We start from the raw sequence: 19,673 nt of genomic DNA on the forward strand, positions 1-19,673 counted from the left end.
CGAAAGGGTCGAGATGAACGCGACCGCGGCCCCGCCCCCCGCGAACCCCGGCGGCGACCCCCGGGGCACCGACCCGGAGGCCGACGGGGAAACGCACGCGCACGTCCCGGTCCTGCTCGACCGCTGCGTCAACCTGCTCGCCCCCGCCCTCGACGGCAAGCCCGGCGCCGTCGTCGTCGACGCCACCCTCGGCATGGGCGGCCACAGCGAAGCCCTCCTGCGGCGCTTCCCCGAGGCCCGGCTCATCGGCCTCGACCGCGACCCCGAGGCGCTCGCCCGCTCCGGGCGGCGGCTCGCCCCGTTCGGCGACCGCGCCACCCTCGTGCACGCCGTCTACGACGAGCTCCCCGACGTGCTGCGCCGGCTCGGGATCCGGCGCATCGACGGGATCCTGTTCGACCTCGGCGTTTCGTCCCTCCAACTCGACGAGGCCGGACGCGGGTTCGCGTACGCCCAGGACGCCCCCCTCGACATGCGGATGGACCCGACGCGGGGCGTCACCGCGGCCGAGGTCCTCAACACCTACCCGGCCGCCGACCTCGCCCGGATCCTCCGCGTCTACGGCGAGGAGCGGTTCGCGCGGAAGATCGCCGACACCGTCGTACGGGAGCGCGAACGCGAGCCGTTCACCGACAGCGCGCGGCTCGTCGACCTGGTGCGCAACGCCATCCCGGCGGCGACCCGACGCACCGGCGGCAACCCCGCCAAGCGCACCTTCCAGGCGCTGCGGATCGAGGTCAACCAGGAACTCGCCGTCCTGGAACGCGCGCTGCCCGCGGCGATCGCGGCCCTCGCGGTCGGCGGCCGCATCGTCGTGCTGTCGTACCACTCGCTGGAAGACCGCATGACCAAGCGGGCCATCGCCGCCGGCGCGACCAGCAAGGCCCCGCCGGACCTCCCGATTGTGCCCGTCGAGCTCCAGCCCACCCTCAAGGTCCTGACCCGCGCCAGCGAGGGCGCGACCGAGGCCGAGATCGCCGAGAACCCGCGCGCGGCGTCGGCCCGGCTCCGGGCGGCCGAACGCGTACGGGAGGACTCGTGACCGCAGCCCCCGCCGGCCGCAAGCCGCCGGTGTCGCGCACGCCGTTCGTGCTGCTGATGGTCCTGCTCCTCGGCGGCGGCCTGCTCGGCCTCCTGCTGCTCAACACCGCGCTGAACCAGGGCTCGTTCGACGACTCCCGGCTCAAGAAGCAGAACAGCAAGCTCTCCGACGAGGAAGAGGCCCTGCGCCGCGAGCTCGAACAGCTCTCCGCCCCCGGCGAACTGGCCCGCAAGGCCCAGGAACTCGGCATGATCCCCGGCGGCAACCCGGTCTTCCTCGACCCGGTCACCGGCGACGTCCAAGGCAGCGCCAAGCCGGCCTCCCCGAGACCGTCCCCGACCCCGACCGCCCCCGCGACCCTCCCGGTCGCACCCCCACCCGCCACCCCCGTGGCACCCTCGGCCACCACGCCGCCCCCGCGCTGACCCCAAAGACCGCCGGCCCACCGAAGCCGGCACCACGGCCGCTCACCGGCCCCGAGCCCGGGGCGGGGCCGGCGAGCGGACGGGGGCGAACCCCCCGCGCCGAGGAGGCCCGATGCCCAACGAGCCCCGACGAACGAACGGCCCACACCGGGCGTGGTCGCCGACGTGCGGTAGCCGCTGCCGACAGCCCCGCCGGCGCTGCACGCGGCGACGTTCACAGGCGTTGGCTGTGTGCTTGTCGGTCGGGTTCGCGGTCCGGTGGTCGGGTGCTGATGCGGCGTCGGATGTCCGGGGTTGCGGTGGAGGCGGTCGTGACCGTTGGCGGGTGGCGTGCGTCGTGCATGGGGGTGCCGGTGCGGTCGGTGGCCGCATGAGCACTGTCGGTGCGGGCGGGGCGGCACGGAGGGGTTGCGTGCGGCTTTGCCTGCCCGTCGACGGCGCGTCGGGCGGGCGGTGCGGCGTTGGTGCGCGAGGGTGGATGGCGTTTTTCCGGTTCGGGACGTGGTGCGGAAGGTGGCCTCGGGGTGTCGGGTAGTCGGGACGGTGGAGACGACTCGCGCGAGCGGCCGCCTGCGCGCGGGGGGTCGGGCGGGCGGGAGCCGTCCGGGCGTCGTGATCCGGGTGAGCGTGAGCGTGGTCGGGTCGAGCGGGGTTCTGCCAGCGGCGCTTCGGACGGCCGGGTTCGGCGTCCGGGGCCCGGCTCGGGGTCGGACTCCGGCGCGCGGTCCGGTCCCGGTGCGGGTGATGACCGGCGTGTTCGGCGGCCTGAGGCGTCCGGTGAGTCTCCGCGTGGTCGGGGTGGGGCGGACAGGGCTTCGGGGTCGCGGGGTGAGGGTTCCGCCGGTGGGCGTGGGGCGCGGCGTGGGGGAGTCGGTGGGGCTGGGGGCGGAGTAGGGCGTCCTGCGGCCGGGGAGTCGTCGCGGCGGGGGAGTGGCGGTGACCGGGGTGCGGGTTCGCGTGGTGAGCGGGTTCGTGGGGCGGATGACGGGGCGTCGGGAGGCGTGCGTCGACCGGCTGGTGGGGGTGCGGCGCGGCGCGATGACCGGCGGGTCGGGTCGGGGGACGGGGCCGGGCGGGCGTCTGGTGGTCGTGGGGCGGCCGATGGCGCGGTGCGGCGTTCCGGGACGGGTGGGCAGGGCGACGGGCGGGCGGTGCGTCGGCCCGGTGTCGGCTCGTCCGGCGACGGCCGGGTGGTGCGCAGGCCGGGTGGTGGGGCGTCGGGTGAGCCCCGTGCGGTGCGCGTGCCTGGCGTCGGTTCGGCCGGTGGGCGGGGGGTGCGGGATTCCGAGGGGGGTTCCGGTGGGGCGCCTCGGGTGCGGCGGGCGTATGGGGCGGAGCGGCCGGTCGGGGACGAGGCCGTGCGTCGGCCTGCCGCGCGGCCCGGGGCTCGGGCGCGGTTGACGTCCGAGGCGGCTGACGCCGAACGTCCCGGGGTGCGCCGGGCGTTCCGGGAGGCGGTCGCCCGGCCGCCGCGGGAGGTGCGTCGGGGGCCCGTGCGGGTGCGCACGCTCAGGCTCGGGGATCCGAAGCGCCGTCTGCGGTTCGGGCTGATCGGGCTGGGCGTCGTGCTGACGTTGTTCGTCGGGCGGATCATCCAGCTGCAGGCGCTCGACGCGTCCGCGTACGCCGCTGATGCGAACAGTCTGCGGACCCAGACCGTGCGGCTGCCCGCCGAGCGCGGCGCGATCGTCGACGCGAACGGCATCACGCTGGCGTCCTCGGTCGACGCGTTCGACATCACCGCCGACCCGGCGCAGGTGCAGAAGTACAACCCGTCGGCGACCGCCGCCGCGCTCGCGCCGATCGTCGGCGGGGACCCGGTCAAGATCGAGGAGCTGCTCCGCAAGCCGGACTCGCGCTACGTCGTGGTCGCCAGGCAGGTCGACCCGGCGGTGTGGACGAACGTCAAGCAGACCCAGAAGGACCTGTCGGCCCAGAAGCGCAACGACCTCGTCGGCATCTACGCCGCGCCGCACAGCAAGCGCGTGTACCCGGCCGGCTCGGTCGGGTCGAACCTCGTCGGGTTCGTGAACGCGACGGACCACGGCGGCGGCGGCCTTGAGTCCGCGCTCGACAAGCAGCTCGCGGGCCGCGACGGCAAGGTGACGTTCGAGAACTCGCTGGGCCGCCAGGTGCCGACGGCCGGCCGCAAGGGCGAGGACGCGGTCGCGGGCGACACCGTCCAGTTGACGATCGACCGCAACATCCAGTGGTACGCCGAGCAGATGATCTCGCAGAAGGTCGCCGAGGCCGGCGCCGAGTCGGGCACGGTCGTGGTGCAGGACGTGCACTCCGGCGAGATCCTCGCGATGGCGACCAGCCCCGGCTTCGACCCGAACAACCTGTCGGCGGCGAATCCGGCGAACCTGGGCAACCGGGCGATGCAGGAGGCGTACGAGCCGGGTTCGACGAGCAAGGTCATGACGATGGCGGCGGTCATCCAGGAGGGCAAGGCCGTTCCGGAGACGCAGGTCGTGGTGCCGGGCGCGCTGCCGCGTTCGGACACGGTCTTCCACGACGACGTCGACCACGGCACGTGGCGTCTGACGCTCAACGGCGTGCTGGCGAAGTCGAGCAACATCGGCACGATCCTGGCCGCGGAGCACCTCGGCGACACGCAGCCGGCCGCGAACGCCAAGCTGTACGAGTACCTGCAGAAGTTCGGCATCGGCTCGAAGAGCGGGATCAACTTCCCCGGCGAGACCGCGGGTCTGCTGGACCCGCCGCAGAAGTGGAGCGGCTCGCAGCAGTACACGATCCCGTTCGGCCAGGGCCTGTCCCTGAACTCGCTGCAGGCGACGTCGGTGTACCAGACGATCGCGAACGGTGGCGTGCGGATCGCGCCCACGCTGGTCAAGGCGACGCGGGACGCCGACGGCAAGGTCAAGCCGACCGCGCCGCCCGCCCGCACCGAGGTGGTCAGCGCGCAGACGGCGCGGATAGTGGCCGACATGATGGAGTCGGTCGTCGCCGACGACGAGGGCACCGGCAACAAGGCGCAGATCCCGGGCTACCGCGTCGCGGGCAAGACCGGTACGGCCAATAGGGCGGACCCGAAGCTCGGCGGCTACAACGGCTACACCTCGTCGTTCATCGGCTTCGCGCCTGCGGACAACCCGCAGATCGTGGTGTCGGTGACGATCCAGGCGCCGACGAACGGCAAGTGGGGCGGCACGCTGTGCGCCCCGGTGTTCAAGGACGTCATGTCGTTCGCGCTGGAGACCCGCAAGGTCCCGCCGACCGGCACGAAGTCGCCGGAGATCCCGGTGGAGTGGAAGCCGTGACGGTCCGCGGACCGGCGCGGGACGCGCGGCGAACCCCGAGGTGGGGGCGTCGCTTCACAGTGCGGGAACAGAACCATCGGAAGGGCGGTCGGCGTGCTTCGAGCACCCGGAAAAGCAGGTAGCCTCACGGCCGTGTCTGGTCTTCCCCGTCGTCCCGCCCGGGTCCGCCCCCGGCCGCTGTCCGATCTGTACGCGCTGCTCGGCCTGGCCGCCGGGGCCTCCGAGGCGGAGGTGACCGGGGTCACGCACGACTCCCGGGCGGTACGCCCGGGTGACCTGTACGCGGCTCTGCCGGGTTCGCGCGCGCACGGCGCCGCGTTCGCGCAGCAGGCCGCGGACCTGGGCGCGGTCGCGGTGCTGACGGACCCGGACGGCGCCGAGCGGGCCGGGGCGACGGGCCTTCCGGTGCTGGTGGTGCCGGAGCCGCGGGCCCGGCTCGGCGAGGTGGCGGCCGCGGTCTACGGCCATCCGGCCGACGCGCTGCTGCTCGTAGGAGTGACAGGCACCAACGGCAAGACGACGACGGCGTACCTGCTGGACGGCGGTCTGCGCGCGGCCGGGCACCGCACCGGCCTGGTCGGCACGGTCGAGACGCGGATCGGCGACCTGGTGGAGTCGAGCGCGATGACGACGCCGGAGGCGCCCGACCTGCAGGCGCTGTTCGCGGCGATGGCCGAGCACGGTGTGACGGCTGCGTCGATGGAGGTGTCCAGCCACGCGCTGGCGATGGGCCGGGTCGACGGCACGGTGTTCGACGTCGCGCTGTTCACCAACCTGTCGCAGGACCACCTGGACTTCCACGGGTCGATGGAGGAGTACTTCGCGGCGAAGGCCGACCTGTTCACGCCGCGCCGCGCGCGGCTGGGCGTGGTCGACGTCGACGACGCGTACGGCCGTCGGCTCGCGGCGACCGCGGGCATCCCCGTGGTGACGGTGTCGCCGTCCGGCCGCGAGCCGGCGGACTGGCACGCCGAGCACGTCGAGCTGGGCCCGGACGGCAGCCGGTTCCGCATGGTCGGCCCGAACGGCGCGAAGGCAGAGGCCGCGGTGCGGCTGCCCGGCCCGTACAACGTCGCCAACGCGATGCTCGCGATCCTCGCGCAGGTCGCCGTGGGCGTGCCGCTGGACACCGCGGTCGCGGGCGTCGCCGCGGTGCCCGGTGTGCCGGGCCGCATGGAACACGTCGACGAGGGCGCCCCGTTCACCACGGTCGTGGACTTCGCGCACACGCCCGACGCGGTGGAGACCGCGCTGCACGCGCTGCGCGAGGTGACTGCCAACCGGCTGTTCGTCGTGCTCGGCTGCGGCGGCGACCGCGACCGCGGCAAACGCCCGCTGATGGGTGCGGCCGCCGTGCGGCTCGCCGACGTCGCCGTGCTGACCAGCGACAACCCGCGTTCCGAGGACCCGCTGGCGATCCTCGACGAGATGCTCGGCGGCGCCCGCACGGTCGCCGCGCCGCACGGCGAGCTGGTCGTCGAGCCGGACCGCGCCAAGGCGATCGCGTGGGCGGTCGACCACGCCGAACCGGGCGACGTCGTGGTGGTCGCGGGCAAGGGCCACGAGCAGGGCCAGAAGATCGGCGCCGAGGTGCGGCCGTTCGACGACCGCGTCGAGGTCCGCGCGGCACTGCGCCGCCGGCTCGCCGCCGAGGGCGGACCCACCGCGCGGGCCGGGGCGGTCGACGCCGGGTCCGCGGCCGGTGGGAGGATCGACGTCGCCGAACCGACCACCGAGCCCGCGGCGTACCACGGCGCGGAGGACCGCGCCGCAGCGCCGTCCGAGGAGACCGATCAGTGATTGCCACGACTCTCGCCGACGCCGCTGAGGCCGTCGGCGGGCGGCTTGCCGGGGGTGCGGACCCCGCCGCGACGATCACCGGAGAGGTGGTCGTCGATTCGCGCAAGGTCGCGCCGGGCGCGTTGTTCGTCGCGGTGGCCGGCGAACACGCCGACGGCCACGACTTCGCCGAGGCCGCGGTGCGCGACGGAGCCGTCGCGGTGCTGGCGACCCGTGAGACCGGCACGCCCGCGATCGTCGTGGACGACGTCGTCGAGGCGCTGGGCCGGCTGGCGCGCGCGGTGACCGACCGGCTGACCGCGACCACCGTTGTGGGCATCACCGGTTCGTCCGGCAAGACCAGCACGAAGGACCTGATCGCGCAGGTGCTGGCGCACGCCGGCACCACCATCGCGCCGCCCGGTTCGTTCAACAACGAGATCGGTCTGCCGCTGACCGCGCTGTCCGCCGACCAGGACACCCGGCACCTGGTGCTGGAGATGGGCGCGCGCGGCGTCGGCCACATCGCGTACCTGTGCGGCGTCGTGCCGCCGCGGATCGGTGTCGTGCTGAACGTCGGCACCGCGCACCTGGGCGAGTTCGGCGACCGCGCCACCATCGCCAAGGCGAAGGGCGAACTCGTCGAGGCGCTGCCCGCCGACGGCCTCGCCGTGCTCAACGGCGACGACCCGCTCGTGCGCGCCATGGCCGAACGCACGTCCGCCCGCGTGGTGTTCGTCGGCGAGGGTGCGAATGCGGACATTCGTGCCGAGGATGTACGTCTCGACGACCAGGGCCGGGCAAGCTTCACCCTGCGCACACCGGACGGCGATGCACCGGTGATCTTGCGCCTGTACGGTGAGCACCACGTGGCCAACGCGCTCGCCTGCGCGGCGGTGGCACGCGAGCTGGGGATGAGCGCCGTACAGATCGCGGCCGCGCTCGGCGAGGCCGGGCCGGTGTCGCGCTGGCGGATGGAAGTGACCGAACGCGCCGACGGCGTGACCGTGGTCAACGACGCGTACAACGCGAATCCCGACTCGATGCGTGCCGCGCTCAAGGCGCTGGCCGCGATGGCCCACGGCCGCCGTACCTGGGCGGTGCTGGGCGAGATGCGCGAACTGGGCGACGCCTCACTGGCCGAGCACGACGCGATCGGCCGCCTCGTGGTGCGGCTGAACATCGGCCGGCTGGTGGCGGTAGGGGGCAGGGAGGCCGCGTGGATGGACATTGCGGCGAAGAACGAGGGTTCTTGGGGTGAGGAGTCGGTGTTGGTACCCGACACGCAGGCGGCCGTCGACCTGCTGCGGTCCGAGCTTCGCGCGGGCGACATCGTGCTGGTGAAGGCTTCGCGCGGTGCGGCGTTGGAGCACGTCGCGTTCGCCCTGACCGACGATGCCGCGGTCGCGGCGGAGACCGGTGATGCCACGGCGGTCGCCGGGGAGGTGCGCCGGTGAGGGCGGTTCTGCTCTCCGGTGGAATCGCCCTGGTGCTGTCGCTCATCGGCACGCCGCTCGCGATTCGCATCCTGGTCAAGCGCGGCTACGGCCAGCTGATCCGGGACGACGGCCCGCAGGGCCACCACAGCAAACGCGGCACCCCGACGATGGGCGGCGCGGTCATCATCCTGGCCGCCCTGATCGGGTACGCCGGCGCAAAGGCGCTGACGCTGGAGAGGCCCAGCGCGTCCGCCGTGCTGGTGCTGTACCTGATGGCCGGCCTCGGGCTGGTCGGCTTCGTCGACGACTTCATCAAGATCGTCAAGCAGCGCAGCCTGGGCCTGCGGGCCAAGGCCAAGCTCGCGGGGCAGTCGTTCGTCGGCATCTCGTTCGCGATCCTCGCGCTGCAGTTCCAGGACTCGCGCGGCAACAGCCCCGCGTCGACGCACCTGTCCTTCGTCACGGACACCGCGCTCAACCTGACCCCGGTGTTCTTCGTGATCTGGGCGTACATCCTGATCGCGGGCCACTCCAACGGCGTGAACCTCACCGACGGCCTCGACGGTCTGGCGACCGGCGCCTCGGTGATCGTGTTCGGCGCGTACACCTTCATCGGCGTGTGGCAGCACGGCCAGAGCTGCGCGTACATCGGCTCGGCGAACTCCGCCTGCTACGAGGTGCGCGACCCGCTCGACCTGGCCATCGTGGCCGCCGCGATGATGGGCTCGTGTTTCGGGTTCCTGTGGTGGAACACGTCGCCGGCCAAGATCTTCATGGGCGACACCGGTTCGCTGGCGCTCGGCGGCGCGCTCGCCGGCCTGGCCATCTGCACCCGCACCGAGCTGCTGTCCGCACTGCTCGGCGGCCTGTTCCTGATCATCTCGCTGTCCGTGATCATCCAGGTCGGGTTCTTCAAGATGACCCGCAAACGTGTCTTCCGCATGGCGCCGCTGCAACACCACTTCGAGCTGAAAGGCTGGCCCGAAGTCCTCATCGTGGTGCGGTTCTGGATCATCGCCGGCCTGTGCGTGATCCTGGGCATCGGGATCTTCTACGCGGGATGGGTGACCGGCAAGTGACGCACGACCCGGCGGTGCGCCCCGACGGCCGCGACCTCGGCGGCTTCCGCGACGACACGGCGCCGTGGGGCGACCTCACGGTGTGCGTCGCGGGCGCCGGGGTGTCCGGCAGGTCCGTCGTGCGCGCACTGCGCGGGTACGGCACCACGCTGGTGGTGGTCGACGGCTCCGACGACACGCGGGCCCGCGCCAACGCCGCCGAACTCGAGGAGCTCGGCGCGACCGTGCGCCTCGGCGACGCGGACACGCTTCCCGACGGCGTCGACGTCGTGGTCACCTCGCCCGGCTGGCGCCCGGACGCGCCGCTGTTCGGGGCGGCCGCCAAGGCCGGCGTCCCCGTGTGGGGCGACGTCGAACTCGCGTGGCGGCTGCGGCCGCGCGAGGGCGCGGCCCCGTGGCTCGCCATCACCGGCACCAACGGCAAGACCACCACCGTCCGGATGCTGGCGAGCATCCTCGAGGCGGCGGGACTGCGCACCGAGGCGGTCGGCAACGTCGGGACGCCGGTGCTCGACGCCGTGGTGGCCCGCGACGCGGACGGCGGGCCCGCGCACGACGTGCTCGCCCTCGAACTGTCCAGCTTCCAGCTGCACTGGCTGGAGCGGTGGACCGAGGAGGGCCCGGGCCGGCTCGCGCCGCGCATGCGCGCCGCCGCCGTCCTCAACGTCGCGCCGGACCACCTCGACTGGCACGGCTCCGCGGAGGCGTACGCCGCCGACAAGGGCAGGATCTTCGAGGGCGCCGAGCTCGCCTGCGTCTACAACACCGCCGACCCCGAGACCGAGCGGCTGGTCCGCGAGGCCGAGGTCACCGACGGCTGCCGCGCCATCGGGTTCGGGCTCGGCGCGCCGGGGCCGAGCGGCCTCGGCGTCGTCGAGGACCTGCTGGTCGACCGGGCGTTCGTGGCGGACACCCGCAAGCAGGCCGTCGAACTGGCGCAGGTCGCCGACGTGGTGCCCACCGCGCCCCACAACGTCGCCAACGCGCTCGCCGCCGCCGCGCTCGCCCGCGCGCACGGCGTCACGGTGACCGCGGTCCGCGAGGGCCTGCGCGCGTTCCGGCCGGACGCGCACCGCATCGCGCACGTCGCGACCGTGGACGGCGTCGACTACGTCGACGACTCCAAGGCCACCAACGGGCACGCCGCGGCCGCGTCGCTCGCCGCGTACCCGTCGATCGTGTGGGTCGCCGGCGGGCTCGCCAAGGGCGCCGAGTTCGACGGCCTGGTGTCCGGCGCCCGCGAGCACCTGCGCGCGGCCGTCCTCATCGGCCAGGACCGCGCTGTGATCCGCGACGCACTGGAGCGACACGCCCCGGATGTCCCGGTCATCGAGGTCGACGCGACCGACACTGGGGCAATGGAAACCGTGGTGCGCAAGGCGGCGGAACTGGCCCGTCCGGGGGACACCGTGCTCCTCGCCCCGGCGTGTGCCTCGATGGACATGTTCGCGAACTACGGCGCGCGCGGCGACGCGTTCGCCGCGGCGGTGCACGGGCTCCTCGGCGACGCCTCCTGAGCCGGCCCGCCATGCCCGGTGGAACCAAGCAGACCGCCAAGCCCGCCGCCTGGTGGGGCAAGGCCCGCGCGGCGGCCGTGCCCTCCGCGCGGGACGCACCCGTACGGCAGAGCCCGGGCGGCGCCCGCCCGGGCCGCACCGGCCGCAGCCGGGTCGCGCGCGACGTCAGACGGGCCTTCAACCGCCCCCTGACGTCGTACTACCTGCTGCTCGGCTCGGGCCTGCTGCTGTCGGTGCTCGGCCTGGTCATGGTGCTGTCCGCGTCCCAGATCTTCTCGCGGGTCACCTACGGCGACTTCAGCGCCGTGTTCCTCAAGCAGGCCGTCGCCGTCGGCATCGGCCTGCCGCTCATGTGGATCGGCGCACGCCTCCCGGTCCGCGCGTACCGCATGCTCGCCTACCCGCTGCTGCTCGGCGCGGTCGGCCTGCTGTGCCTGGTCCTCGTGCCGGGCATCGGCATGGAGGTCAACGGCAACCGCAACTGGATCGCCCTCGGCGGCCCCTTCCAGCTGCAGCCGTCCGAGTTCGCCAAGCTCGGCCTCGTGCTGTGGGGCGCCGACCTGCTGGCCCGCAAGCAGAAGCTGCTCGGCCAGTGGCGCCACCTGTTCATCCCGCTGTTCCCCGGCGCGCTGCTGGTGCTCGGCCTGGTGATGATGGGCGGCGACATGGGCACCGCGATGATCCTCACGGTCGTCGTGCTCGCGCTGCTGTGGGTCGCCGGGGCGCCCGGGCGGCTCTTCGTCCTCGCGCTGTCCACGGCCGCCGTCCTGGCCACCGTCTTCATCGTCGTGAAGCCGCACCGGGCGGCCCGCTTCGCGTCGTTCCTCGACCCGTTCTCCGATCCGCAGGGCAGCACGCTGCAGGCCGCGCACGGCATTTACGCGCTGTCCACCGGCGGTCTCTTCGGCAGCGGAATCGGAACCAGCTATGAGAAATGGGGCACCCTGCCCGAGGCCCACACCGACTTCATCTTCGCGGTGATCGGCGAGGAACTGGGCCTGGTGGGGACGCTGTCGGTACTCACCCTCTTCGCGGCCCTAGGCTATGCGGGTATCCGCGTCGCCGGCCGCACGAGGGACCCCTTCGTGAGGCTGGCCGCGGGGGGCGCCACCGCGTGGATCATGGCCCAGGCCACGATCAACATCGGTGCGGTGCTCGGTCTCCTGCCGATCGCCGGTGTGCCCCTGCCGTTGGTGTCCTACGGAGGCTCCGCCTTGCTTCCGACCATGTTCGCCGTGGGCATGCTGCTCTCGTTCGCCCGTACCGAACCGGGAGCGGCCAAACAGCTCGCTGCGCAGGGTCCTGGGGCGGTCCGCCGTGCGTTCGCGCGGATCCTGCCGCGCAGGGAGCGGTGAATCAGGTGCATGTCGTCCTCGCCGGCGGTGGAACCGCCGGGCACATCGAGCCGGCCCTCGCCCTCGCGGATGCGCTGAGGCGGGAGAACCCCGATGTGGGCATCACCGCGCTGGGCACGTCCAAGGGCCTGGAGACGAAGCTCGTCCCCGCCCGCGGCTACGAGCTCGCGCTGATCCCCGCGGTGCCGTTGCCGCGCAAGCCGACGCCCGAGCTGATGACCGTGCCCGGACGGCTGCGCGGCACCATCCGCGAGGCCGCGGCGGTCCTGGAGCGCACCCGCGCCTCAGTGTTGGTCGGTTTCGGCGGATATGTGGCACTGCCGGGCTACCTCGCCGCCAAGCGCGCCGGCGTCCCCATCGTCGTGCACGAGGCCAACGCGCGCCCCGGCCTGGCGAACAAGATCGGCGCCCGCTACACGCACTACGTCGCGGTCAGCACGCCCGACAGCAAGCTGCGCAACGCCCGCTACATCGGCATCCCGCTGCGCCGTGCCATCGCCACGCTCGACCGCGACGCGGAGCGGCAGAAGGCGCGCGCCGCCTTCGGCCTCGACCCGATGCGCCCGACGCTGCTGGTGTTCGGCGGCTCGCAGGGCGCCCGGCGGCTCAACGAGACGCTGGCCGGCACGGCCGAGCGCCTGCTGTCCGCCGGCGTGCAGGTGCTGCACGCCGCGGGGCCGAACAACGAGCTGACGATCACACCGCCGCCCGGCGCGCCGCCGTACGTCGTGGTGCCGTACCTGGAGAGGATGGACCTCGCCTACGCGGCGGCCGACATGGTGCTGTGCCGGGCCGGCGCGATGACCTGCGCCGAGCTGTCGGCGGTCGGACTCCCGGCGGCGTACGTGCCGCTGCCGATCGGCAACGGCGAACAGCGGCTCAACGCGCAGCCGGTGGTCAAGGCGGGCGGCGGGCTCCTGGTCGACGACGCCGACCTGACCCCGGACTGGATCGCGTCCAACGTGGTGCCGGTCCTGACCGAGCCGCGCCGGCTGTACGACATGGGCCGCGCGGCCGCCGAGTTCGGCCGCCGCGACGCCGACGACGCCCTGGTGCGCATGGTGCACGAGGCCATCGCGGCGGCGCGTAGCTGAGCCTCGCCCTGGCCCGACACGGAGGAGAACCGCGGCACGTGAACGTCCGTCAGGCACCCGCCGAGCGGCGGCCGGCCGCGGGAGGGCCGGGCCGACCCCGTCGGCCCGGCCGCCCCGGCGGCACCCCGCGGCCCGGCACGCCCCGTGCCCCGCGGCGCCGTTGGACGAACGTGTGGCCGCTGGTCGCGGTCGTGGCGCTGGTCGTGGTCGGGGGCGGCGCGTGGGCGACCGTCATGTACTCCTCGCTGCTCGACGCCCGGTCGGTCTCGGTGCGCGGCACCAACGTGCTGACGCCGCAACAGATCAAGGACGCGGCGCGCGTTCCCGTCGGGAAGCCACTCGCGCGCGTCGACCTCGACGCCGTCCGCCGCAGGGTCGCGGCGATCCCTCGGGTGGCGAAGGTGACCGTCGAGCGGGACTGGCCGCACACCGTGAAGATCCGCGTGACGGAACGTCAAGTAGCCGCGGTCATGCCGGAATCGGGGCGTTTCGCGGAGATCGACACAACCGGCGTACGGTTCGGTACGGTGGACGCGGCACCCGAACGGGTGCCGGTGATCAAGGCGGACCCCGCGACGGTGGACCAACAGACGCTGCGCGGCGTGGTCGAGGTCATCGGCGCACTGCCGGAGGCCGTCGCCCCCAGGGTCCGCGACATCACGGCGCGGACCCGGGACGACATCGTCATCACCTTGGACGACGGGGTGTTGGTGATGTGGGGTGGGGCGGGGGAGTCCCCGCGCAAAGCCCAGGTTCTCGTCGCACTGATGAAGCACAAGGCGAAGGTCTACGACGTCAGCGTCCCTGAGGCGCCCGCGACTCGGAACGCGCCGTTGTGAGACCCGTTCGTCTGTGTTCGCGTCCGTGCGATAAAAACACAGGGCAAAAAGTAGGGGGGAAGGCTCGGCGTGTTCGTTGAACCGGACGGTCCGGGCACCTAGTGTCCTGCGTAGCCCCAGGTTGACGGCGGTTTCGAGCAAGCGCAGGCCTAACTCTATACCTGAGGGTGAGGGTTCGGGGGCTCTCCGAGAGCCGGGTCCCGGCACTTCCCCTTGTCGGCAATGTCGGCACGTTCCAAGCACGCGGCGTGGCGATCGGAATCGAGGCGAGAGGCCTTCGGCGTGGCAGCACCCCAGAACTACCTCGCAGTCATCAAAGTCGTAGGCATCGGCGGCGGCGGTGTCAACGCCATCAACCGCATGATCGAGGTCGGTCTCAAGGGCGTCGAGTTCATCGCGATCAACACCGACGCCCAGGCGCTGCTGATGAGCGACGCCGACGTCAAGCTCGACGTGGGCCGTGAGTTGACCCGCGGTCTCGGCGCCGGCGCGAACCCCGAGGTCGGCCGCAAGGCCGCCGAGGACCACCGCGAAGAGATCGAAGAGGTCCTCAAGGGCGCCGACATGGTCTTCGTGACCGCGGGCGAGGGCGGCGGAACCGGCACCGGCGGCGCGCCCGTCGTGGCCAACATCGCCCGCAACCTCGGCGCGCTCACCATCGGCGTGGTCACCCGCCCCTTCACCTTCGAGGGCCGGCGCCGCGCCAACCAGGCCGAGGACGGCATCGCGAGCCTGCGCGACGAGGTCGACACCCTCATCGTCATCCCCAACGACCGGCTGCTGTCGATCTCCGACCGCCAGGTCAGTGTGCTCGACGCGTTCCGCTCCGCCGACCAGGTGCTGCTGTCCGGTGTCCAGGGCATCACCGACCTGATCACCACGCCGGGCCTCATCAACCTCGACTTCGCGGACGTCAAGTCCGTGATGTCCGAGGCCGGTTCGGCGCTCATGGGGATCGGCTCGGCGCGCGGCGACGACCGCGCGGTGGCGGCGGCCGAGATGGCCATCTCCAGCCCGCTGCTCGAGGCGTCGATCGACGGCGCGCGCGGCGTCCTGCTGTCCATCTCCGGCGGCTCGGACCTCGGCCTGTTCGAGATCAACGAGGCGGCCCAGCTGGTCAGCGAGGCCGCGCACCCCGAGGCCAACATCATCTTCGGCGCCGTCATCGACGACGCGCTCGGCGACGAGGTGCGGGTCACCGTCATCGCCGCGGGCTTCGACGGCGGCCAGCCGCCGTCGAAGAGCGAGTTGGGCAAGCTGGCCGCGCGCGCCCCCGAGCCCCAGCCGCGCCCCGAGCCGCAGCGCGGTCCCGCGCCCGGCGGCCAGAGCGTGCTCGGCCCGGTCGACAGCCCGTCGAGCCAGTACCCGCCGGCGCCGCGCACCCCGCTGGTGCCGGAGCCGGTCCGCGAGGACATCGACCTGGACGTCCCGCCGTTCATGAAGTGACCGTTCCGCGCCGGGTCCGCCGTTCGGGTGAACGGGGGCCCGGCGCGGTCGTGTTCGGCCCACGGCCGTCCCACCGGCCCACGCCCTGTTCCAAGCGCCGTCCCACGTCCCGTCCCAAGCCCCGTCCCACCGCCCTTCGGGAGTCCCCGTGTTCAGCCTGCGATCCGAGGTCGACGGCGTCCGGTTCGCCTTCACCGACCGGTGGGGCGGGGCCGGCGCGGCGCCGTACGAGGAGCTCAACCTCGGCGGGCACGTGGGCGACGACCCGGCCGTGGTGCGGGAGAACCGGGCGCGCACGGCGCGCGAACTGGGCGTGGACCCGGCGCGCGTGGTGTGGATGAACCAGGTGCACGGCCGCGACGTCGAGGTGGTCGACGGGCCGTGGCCCGGCGAGGCGCCCGAGGCGGACGCCGTCGTCACCCGAACGCCGGGCCTCGCTCTGGCGGTTCTCGTCGCGGACTGCACGCCGGTGCTGCTCGCCGACCCGGTCGCCGGTGTCGTCGCGGCGGCGCACGCGGGGCGTCCGGGGTTGGCGGCGGGCGTCGTTCCCGCGACCGTCGAGGCGATGGTGCGGCTCGGCGCCCGGCCCGAACGGATCGCCGCCAAGACCGGGCCCGCGGTGTGCGGTCCCTGCTACGAAGTGCCCGAGGCGATGTGCGAGGACGTCGCGTCCCGCGTCCCCGCCGCCCGTTCGCGGACGCGCGAAGGCACCGCCGCACTCGACATCGTCGCCGGTGTGTGGGCCCAACTCGCCGACAAGGGCGTGCCCTTCGGTGAGAAATCGCACATCTGCACGCGCGAGTCGGCCGACCACTTCTCCTACCGGCGGGACGGCAAGACCGGCCGAATCGCGGGCTATGTCCTGCTCGGCGCCGCCCCGTCCGGGACCCGCTGACCGGGCCCGCGCGCGACTCCGGGACGATGGGCACATGAGTTCGGAACCCGCGGACCACACCCTGACCGACCGTCGGGACGAGTTGGCCGCGAACCTCAAGGACGTCCGCGCCCGCATCGACGCCGCGTGCGACGCGGCCGGCCGCGCACGCGACGCGGTGACCCTGATCGTGGTCACCAAGACCTATCCCGCAAGCGACGTCCGGCTGCTCGCCGGGCTCGGCGTGCGGGAGGTCGGCGAGAACCGCGACCAGGAGGCCGCACCTAAGGCCGCCGCGACCGCGGACCTCGACCTGACCTGGCACTACGTCGGCCAGTTGCAGACCAACAAGGCGCGCTCGGTGGCGGGTTACGCGGATGTCGTGCACTCCGTCGACCGGTCCCGACTGGTCGACGCGCTGTCCTCCGGCGCCGTCCGGCACGGCCGCGACCTGACCTGTCTCCTGCAGGTGAGCCTCGACGGCGACACCGCCCGCGGCGGCGCGTTGCCCGCCGACGTGCCCGCGCTCGCCGACGCCGTCGTCGCCGCACCGGGTCTGCGCCTCGGCGGTTTGATGGCAGTTGCCCCACTCCACGGGGAACCCGCGCGTGCGTTCGAGGCGTTGGCGGAAATGTCAACCCGCCTGCGCGAAGCGCATCCGACTGCCACGATGGTCTCGGCGGGGATGAGCAACGACCTCGAGCAGGCCGTCGAGGCCGGAGCGACACATGTGCGCATCGGTACTGCGGTACTCGGCGTCAGGCGTTCGCTCCGGTAGCGTCGCCATGAAGTGGATCGCACGACTCACGGTGACCCACAGCCGATCCACCATGGAGGACCCTGACTATGGCCGGCGCGATGCGCAAGATGGCGGTCTACCTCGGCCTCGTGGAGGACGATGTCTACGAGTACGACGACTACGATGAGGACGACATCGGCCAGGACGGCCGAGCCGACCGCGACCGCGCCGCCGAACAGCCGCAACAGCGGGTTCCCGAGCGTCGCGAGGAGCGCCGCGAGGAGCCGCCGCGCGAGCGGCGCGACGAGGTGTCCCGTTCCGTCCCCGCCCTGCACGTCGAGCGTGGTCTCGACGAGCACCGGGCGACCGTGTCCGCCATGCCCGACCGCCGCCCTGAGAGCAGTGCACCGGTGACCGTACACAAAGTCGTCAGCGAGCGTGAGCCGTACCGCATCACGACGCTCCACCCCCGCACCTACAACGAAGCACGTACGATCGGTGAGCACTTCCGCGAAGGAACACCGGTCATCATGAACCTGACGGAGATGGAGGACACCGATGCGAAGCGACTTGTCGACTTCGCCGCGGGCCTCGTCTTCGGTCTGCACGGCAGCATCGAGCGGGTGACCCAGAAAGTCTTCCTGCTGTCGCCTGCTAACGTCGACGTGACAGCAGAGGACAAGGCCCGCATCGCCGAGGGCGGGTTCTTCAACCAGAGCTGAGTCTCCGGTTGGTCAGAGGGGTGCGAGCACTGAGGAGAGGAACCGGATCTTCCGGGAACGCGTATGAGGGGGCAGGGGTATGAGCGTGGCGGGCGAGGTCTTGACCATCGTCCTGTACTGCTTTCTGGTCCTGCTGTTCTTCCGCTTGGTGATGGACTACGTGTTCCAGTTCGCACGGTCGTACGAGCCCCGAGGGGTCATGGTCGTCCTCTTGGAGGCGACCTACTCCGTCACGGATCCGCCGCTCAAGCTGCTGCGCAGGTTCATTCCTCCCCTGCGCCTCGGGGGCGTAGCGCTCGACCTGTCCTTCTTCGTACTGATCATCATCGTCTACATCCTGATCTCCGTCGTGGGCAGGCTGTAAGCGGTACGGTCTGTCCGGATGCCGACGATCACGTTGAGGTGAAGAAATGCCGTTGACCCCCGAGGACGTGCGTAACAAGCAGTTCACGACCGTCCGTCTCCGCGAGGGCTATGACGAGGACGAGGTCGATGCGTTCCTCGACGAGGTCGAGGCGGAGCTGACCCGCCTGCTTCGCGAGAACGAAGACCTGCGTGCCAAGCTCGCCGCCGCGACGCGCGCCGCCGCGCAGAGCCAGCAACAGGCGGCGCAGCAGCGGAAGGAACGTGAACGGCCCGACGCACCGGTGCCGGCCGCCATATCCGGGCCCACCCCTGTTCCCCCGCCGCCGCAGCAGCAGCAGCAAATGGGCGGGCCGCAGCAGATGCACGGCGGCCCGACGCAGATGCTGCCGCAGCAGGGTGGGATGCAGCCGCAGGGCCAGCTCGGCGGCCCGCCGCAGCTCGGCCCCGGTGGAATGCCCGGCCAGCCGCAGCTCGGTGGTCCGCAGCAGCACCAGCTTCCCGGCGGTCAGATGCAGGGCGGCCAGATGCAGGGCGGTCCGATGCAGGGTGGCCAGATGCAGGGCGGCCAGATGCAGGGCCAGCAGATGCAGGGCCAGCAGATGCAGGGCGGCCAGATGCAGGGTGGCCAGATGCAGGGCGGCCAGTTCCCCGGTCAGCAGATGCAGCAGCACCAGCTCCCCGGCGGCCAGATGCAGCAGCACCCGATGCAGCAGCAGGGCCAGCTCGGCGGCCCGCCGCAGCTCGGTGCCGCCCCGCAGCTCGGCGGTGCCCCGCAGCAGCTCGGCAACCCGGGCGGCGACAGCGCGGCCCGCGTGCTCGCGCTCGCGCAGCAGACCGCGGACCAGGCGATCGCCGAGGCGCGCTCCGAGGCCAACAAGATCGTGGGCGAGGCGCGTACGCGTGCCGAGGGCATGGAGCGCGACGCGCGTTCCAAGGCCGACGCGTTGGAGCGGGACGCGCAGGAGAAGCACCGCGTGGCGATGGGCTCGCTGGAGAGCGCCCGCGCGACGCTGGAGCGCAAGGTCGACGACCTGCGTGCCTTCGAGCGCGAGTACCGCACGCGCCTGAAGTCGTACCTCGACAGCCAGCTGCGCCAGCTGGAGTCCCAGGCGGACGACTCGCTCGCCCCGCCGCGGACCCCCGCGACCGCGTCGCTGCCGCCGGCCATGTCGTCCGCGCCGGTTCCGGCGTCGATGACCCCGGCCATGACGCCGTCGATCGGCCAGCAGATGGCGCCCGCCATGAGCCAGCAGATGACGCCGCAGATGGCCCCGGTCCGGCCGCAGGCGCCGCAGCCGCAGCCGATGCAGCAAGCCGCGCCGATGCGTGGCTTCCTCATCGACGAGGACGGCGACAACTGACCTGACGCTGGGTCAGCATCCGCACAGACGCGGCGGGGGGCGCGCCCCCCCCCCGGGGGCGGGGCGCGGCGCGGCGGGGGTTTGGGGCCCGCGCGAGCAATCCCCTAACGGGGGGGACAGAACCCCCACGGCGGCCCCGGGCCCCGCCCCCCCCCCGGGGGGCGGGGCCGGGCCGCGTCGGCGTTTTCCGGCCATCTCGATCTATCCCTTAACGGGCGGAAAAGGATCATCAACCGCCAAAAAAGGATCAACAGCCCATATCTTGCCCCCACTTCGTGTCCCCAGTAGCGTCCGCAGAGCGCGGGCAACGGG

The 19,673-nt window shown here is 72.8% G+C and carries 16 protein-coding genes; all 16 read left to right on the plus strand.

From position 1 onward, the window contains the following. The first annotated feature begins 13 nt into the window (after window positions 1-13). The 16 genes from rsmH to QI554_RS08555 all read left to right on the plus strand — a co-directional run bounded on the left by rsmH (window position 14) and on the right by QI554_RS08555 (window position 19,361). Window positions 14-1,042, plus strand: a complete 1,029-nt coding sequence (rsmH, locus tag QI554_RS08480) for a 16S rRNA (cytosine(1402)-N(4))-methyltransferase RsmH (protein WP_281467618.1) — start codon at window positions 14-16, stop codon at window positions 1,040-1,042. After that, a complete protein-coding gene (gene ftsL, locus QI554_RS08485; RefSeq protein WP_281467620.1) occupies window positions 1,039-1,467 on the plus strand; it encodes a cell division protein FtsL in 429 nt (142 codons plus the stop codon). Before rsmH ends, ftsL begins: the two co-directional genes overlap by 4 nt. Window positions 1,468-2,960: 1,493 nt before the next feature. Then, complete coding sequence (locus tag QI554_RS08490; RefSeq protein WP_281467622.1) at window positions 2,961-4,751, plus strand: peptidoglycan D,D-transpeptidase FtsI family protein; 1,791 nt, start codon at window positions 2,961-2,963, stop codon at window positions 4,749-4,751. A 132-nt stretch (window positions 4,752-4,883) separates the two neighbouring features. After that, on the plus strand, window positions 4,884-6,551 hold the full coding sequence (locus QI554_RS08495) for a UDP-N-acetylmuramoyl-L-alanyl-D-glutamate--2,6-diaminopimelate ligase (RefSeq protein ID WP_281467624.1): 1,668 nt from the start codon (window positions 4,884-4,886) through the stop codon (window positions 6,549-6,551). Next, entirely contained in the window at window positions 6,548-7,987 is a 1,440-nt protein-coding gene (locus QI554_RS08500) for a UDP-N-acetylmuramoyl-tripeptide--D-alanyl-D-alanine ligase (RefSeq protein ID WP_281467625.1), read from the plus strand. Before QI554_RS08495 ends, QI554_RS08500 begins: the two co-directional genes overlap by 4 nt. Next, window positions 7,984-9,048, plus strand: coding sequence for a phospho-N-acetylmuramoyl-pentapeptide-transferase (gene mraY / locus QI554_RS08505; protein ID WP_281467627.1), 1,065 nt, complete (start codon window positions 7,984-7,986; stop codon window positions 9,046-9,048). Before QI554_RS08500 ends, mraY begins: the two co-directional genes overlap by 4 nt. Further along, window positions 9,030-10,565, plus strand: a complete 1,536-nt coding sequence (gene murD, locus QI554_RS08510) for a UDP-N-acetylmuramoyl-L-alanine--D-glutamate ligase (RefSeq protein WP_281467629.1) — start codon at window positions 9,030-9,032, stop codon at window positions 10,563-10,565. Before mraY ends, murD begins: the two co-directional genes overlap by 19 nt. A gap of 11 nt (window positions 10,566-10,576) precedes the next feature. Continuing rightward, window positions 10,577-11,920, plus strand: a complete 1,344-nt coding sequence (gene ftsW, locus QI554_RS08515) for a putative lipid II flippase FtsW (RefSeq protein ID WP_281467631.1) — start codon at window positions 10,577-10,579, stop codon at window positions 11,918-11,920. 5 nt (window positions 11,921-11,925) lie between these two features. Next, the gene (murG, locus tag QI554_RS08520; RefSeq protein ID WP_281467897.1) at window positions 11,926-13,014 is read left to right on the plus strand and encodes an undecaprenyldiphospho-muramoylpentapeptide beta-N-acetylglucosaminyltransferase; all 1,089 of its coding nucleotides are present in this window, start codon (window positions 11,926-11,928) and stop codon (window positions 13,012-13,014) included. Between the two features lie 38 nt (window positions 13,015-13,052). Beyond that, window positions 13,053-13,853 carry a cell division protein FtsQ/DivIB gene (locus tag QI554_RS08525; RefSeq protein WP_281467633.1) on the plus strand — a complete coding sequence of 267 codons (801 nt, stop codon included), beginning with the start codon at window positions 13,053-13,055 and terminating at the stop codon, window positions 13,851-13,853. Window positions 13,854-14,135: 282 nt separating this feature from the next. Continuing rightward, on the plus strand, window positions 14,136-15,299 hold the full coding sequence (gene ftsZ, locus QI554_RS08530) for a cell division protein FtsZ (RefSeq protein ID WP_281467635.1): 1,164 nt from the start codon (window positions 14,136-14,138) through the stop codon (window positions 15,297-15,299). 148 nt (window positions 15,300-15,447) lie between these two features. Next, window positions 15,448-16,194, plus strand: coding sequence for a peptidoglycan editing factor PgeF (pgeF, locus tag QI554_RS08535; protein WP_281467637.1), 747 nt, complete (start codon window positions 15,448-15,450; stop codon window positions 16,192-16,194). A gap of 61 nt (window positions 16,195-16,255) precedes the next feature. Further along, a complete protein-coding gene (locus QI554_RS08540; protein ID WP_281467898.1) occupies window positions 16,256-16,951 on the plus strand; it encodes a YggS family pyridoxal phosphate-dependent enzyme in 696 nt (231 codons plus the stop codon). A gap of 68 nt (window positions 16,952-17,019) precedes the next feature. Then, entirely contained in the window at window positions 17,020-17,634 is a 615-nt protein-coding gene (locus tag QI554_RS08545; RefSeq protein WP_281467640.1) for a cell division protein SepF, read from the plus strand. 79 nt (window positions 17,635-17,713) lie between these two features. Continuing rightward, window positions 17,714-17,998, plus strand: a complete 285-nt coding sequence (locus QI554_RS08550; protein ID WP_281467642.1) for a YggT family protein — start codon at window positions 17,714-17,716, stop codon at window positions 17,996-17,998. Between the two features lie 46 nt (window positions 17,999-18,044). After that, window positions 18,045-19,361 (plus strand): DivIVA domain-containing protein, encoded by a 1,317-nt coding sequence (locus QI554_RS08555; protein ID WP_281467644.1) that lies wholly within the window; start codon window positions 18,045-18,047, stop codon window positions 19,359-19,361. The last annotated feature ends 312 nt before the right edge of the window (window positions 19,362-19,673 follow it).

This window comes from Yinghuangia seranimata (assembly GCF_029953285.1).
GTDB classification, from domain to species: Bacteria; Actinomycetota; Actinomycetes; order Streptomycetales; family Streptomycetaceae; genus Yinghuangia; species Yinghuangia seranimata.

Bases quoted from the DNA above. Each gene is read 5' to 3' on its own strand.
- rsmH (WP_281467618.1), top strand. From the start codon at position 14: ATGAACGCGACCGCGGCCCCGCCCCCCGCGAACCCCGGCGGCGACCCC.
- murD (WP_281467629.1), top strand. From the start codon at position 9,030: ATGGGTGACCGGCAAGTGACGCACGACCCGGCGGTGCGCCCCGACGGC.
- ftsW (WP_281467631.1), top strand. From the start codon at position 10,577: ATGCCCGGTGGAACCAAGCAGACCGCCAAGCCCGCCGCCTGGTGGGGC.
- QI554_RS08545 (WP_281467640.1), top strand. From the start codon at position 17,020: ATGGCCGGCGCGATGCGCAAGATGGCGGTCTACCTCGGCCTCGTGGAG.
- QI554_RS08550 (WP_281467642.1), top strand. From the start codon at position 17,714: ATGAGCGTGGCGGGCGAGGTCTTGACCATCGTCCTGTACTGCTTTCTG.
- QI554_RS08555 (WP_281467644.1), top strand. From the start codon at position 18,045: ATGCCGTTGACCCCCGAGGACGTGCGTAACAAGCAGTTCACGACCGTC.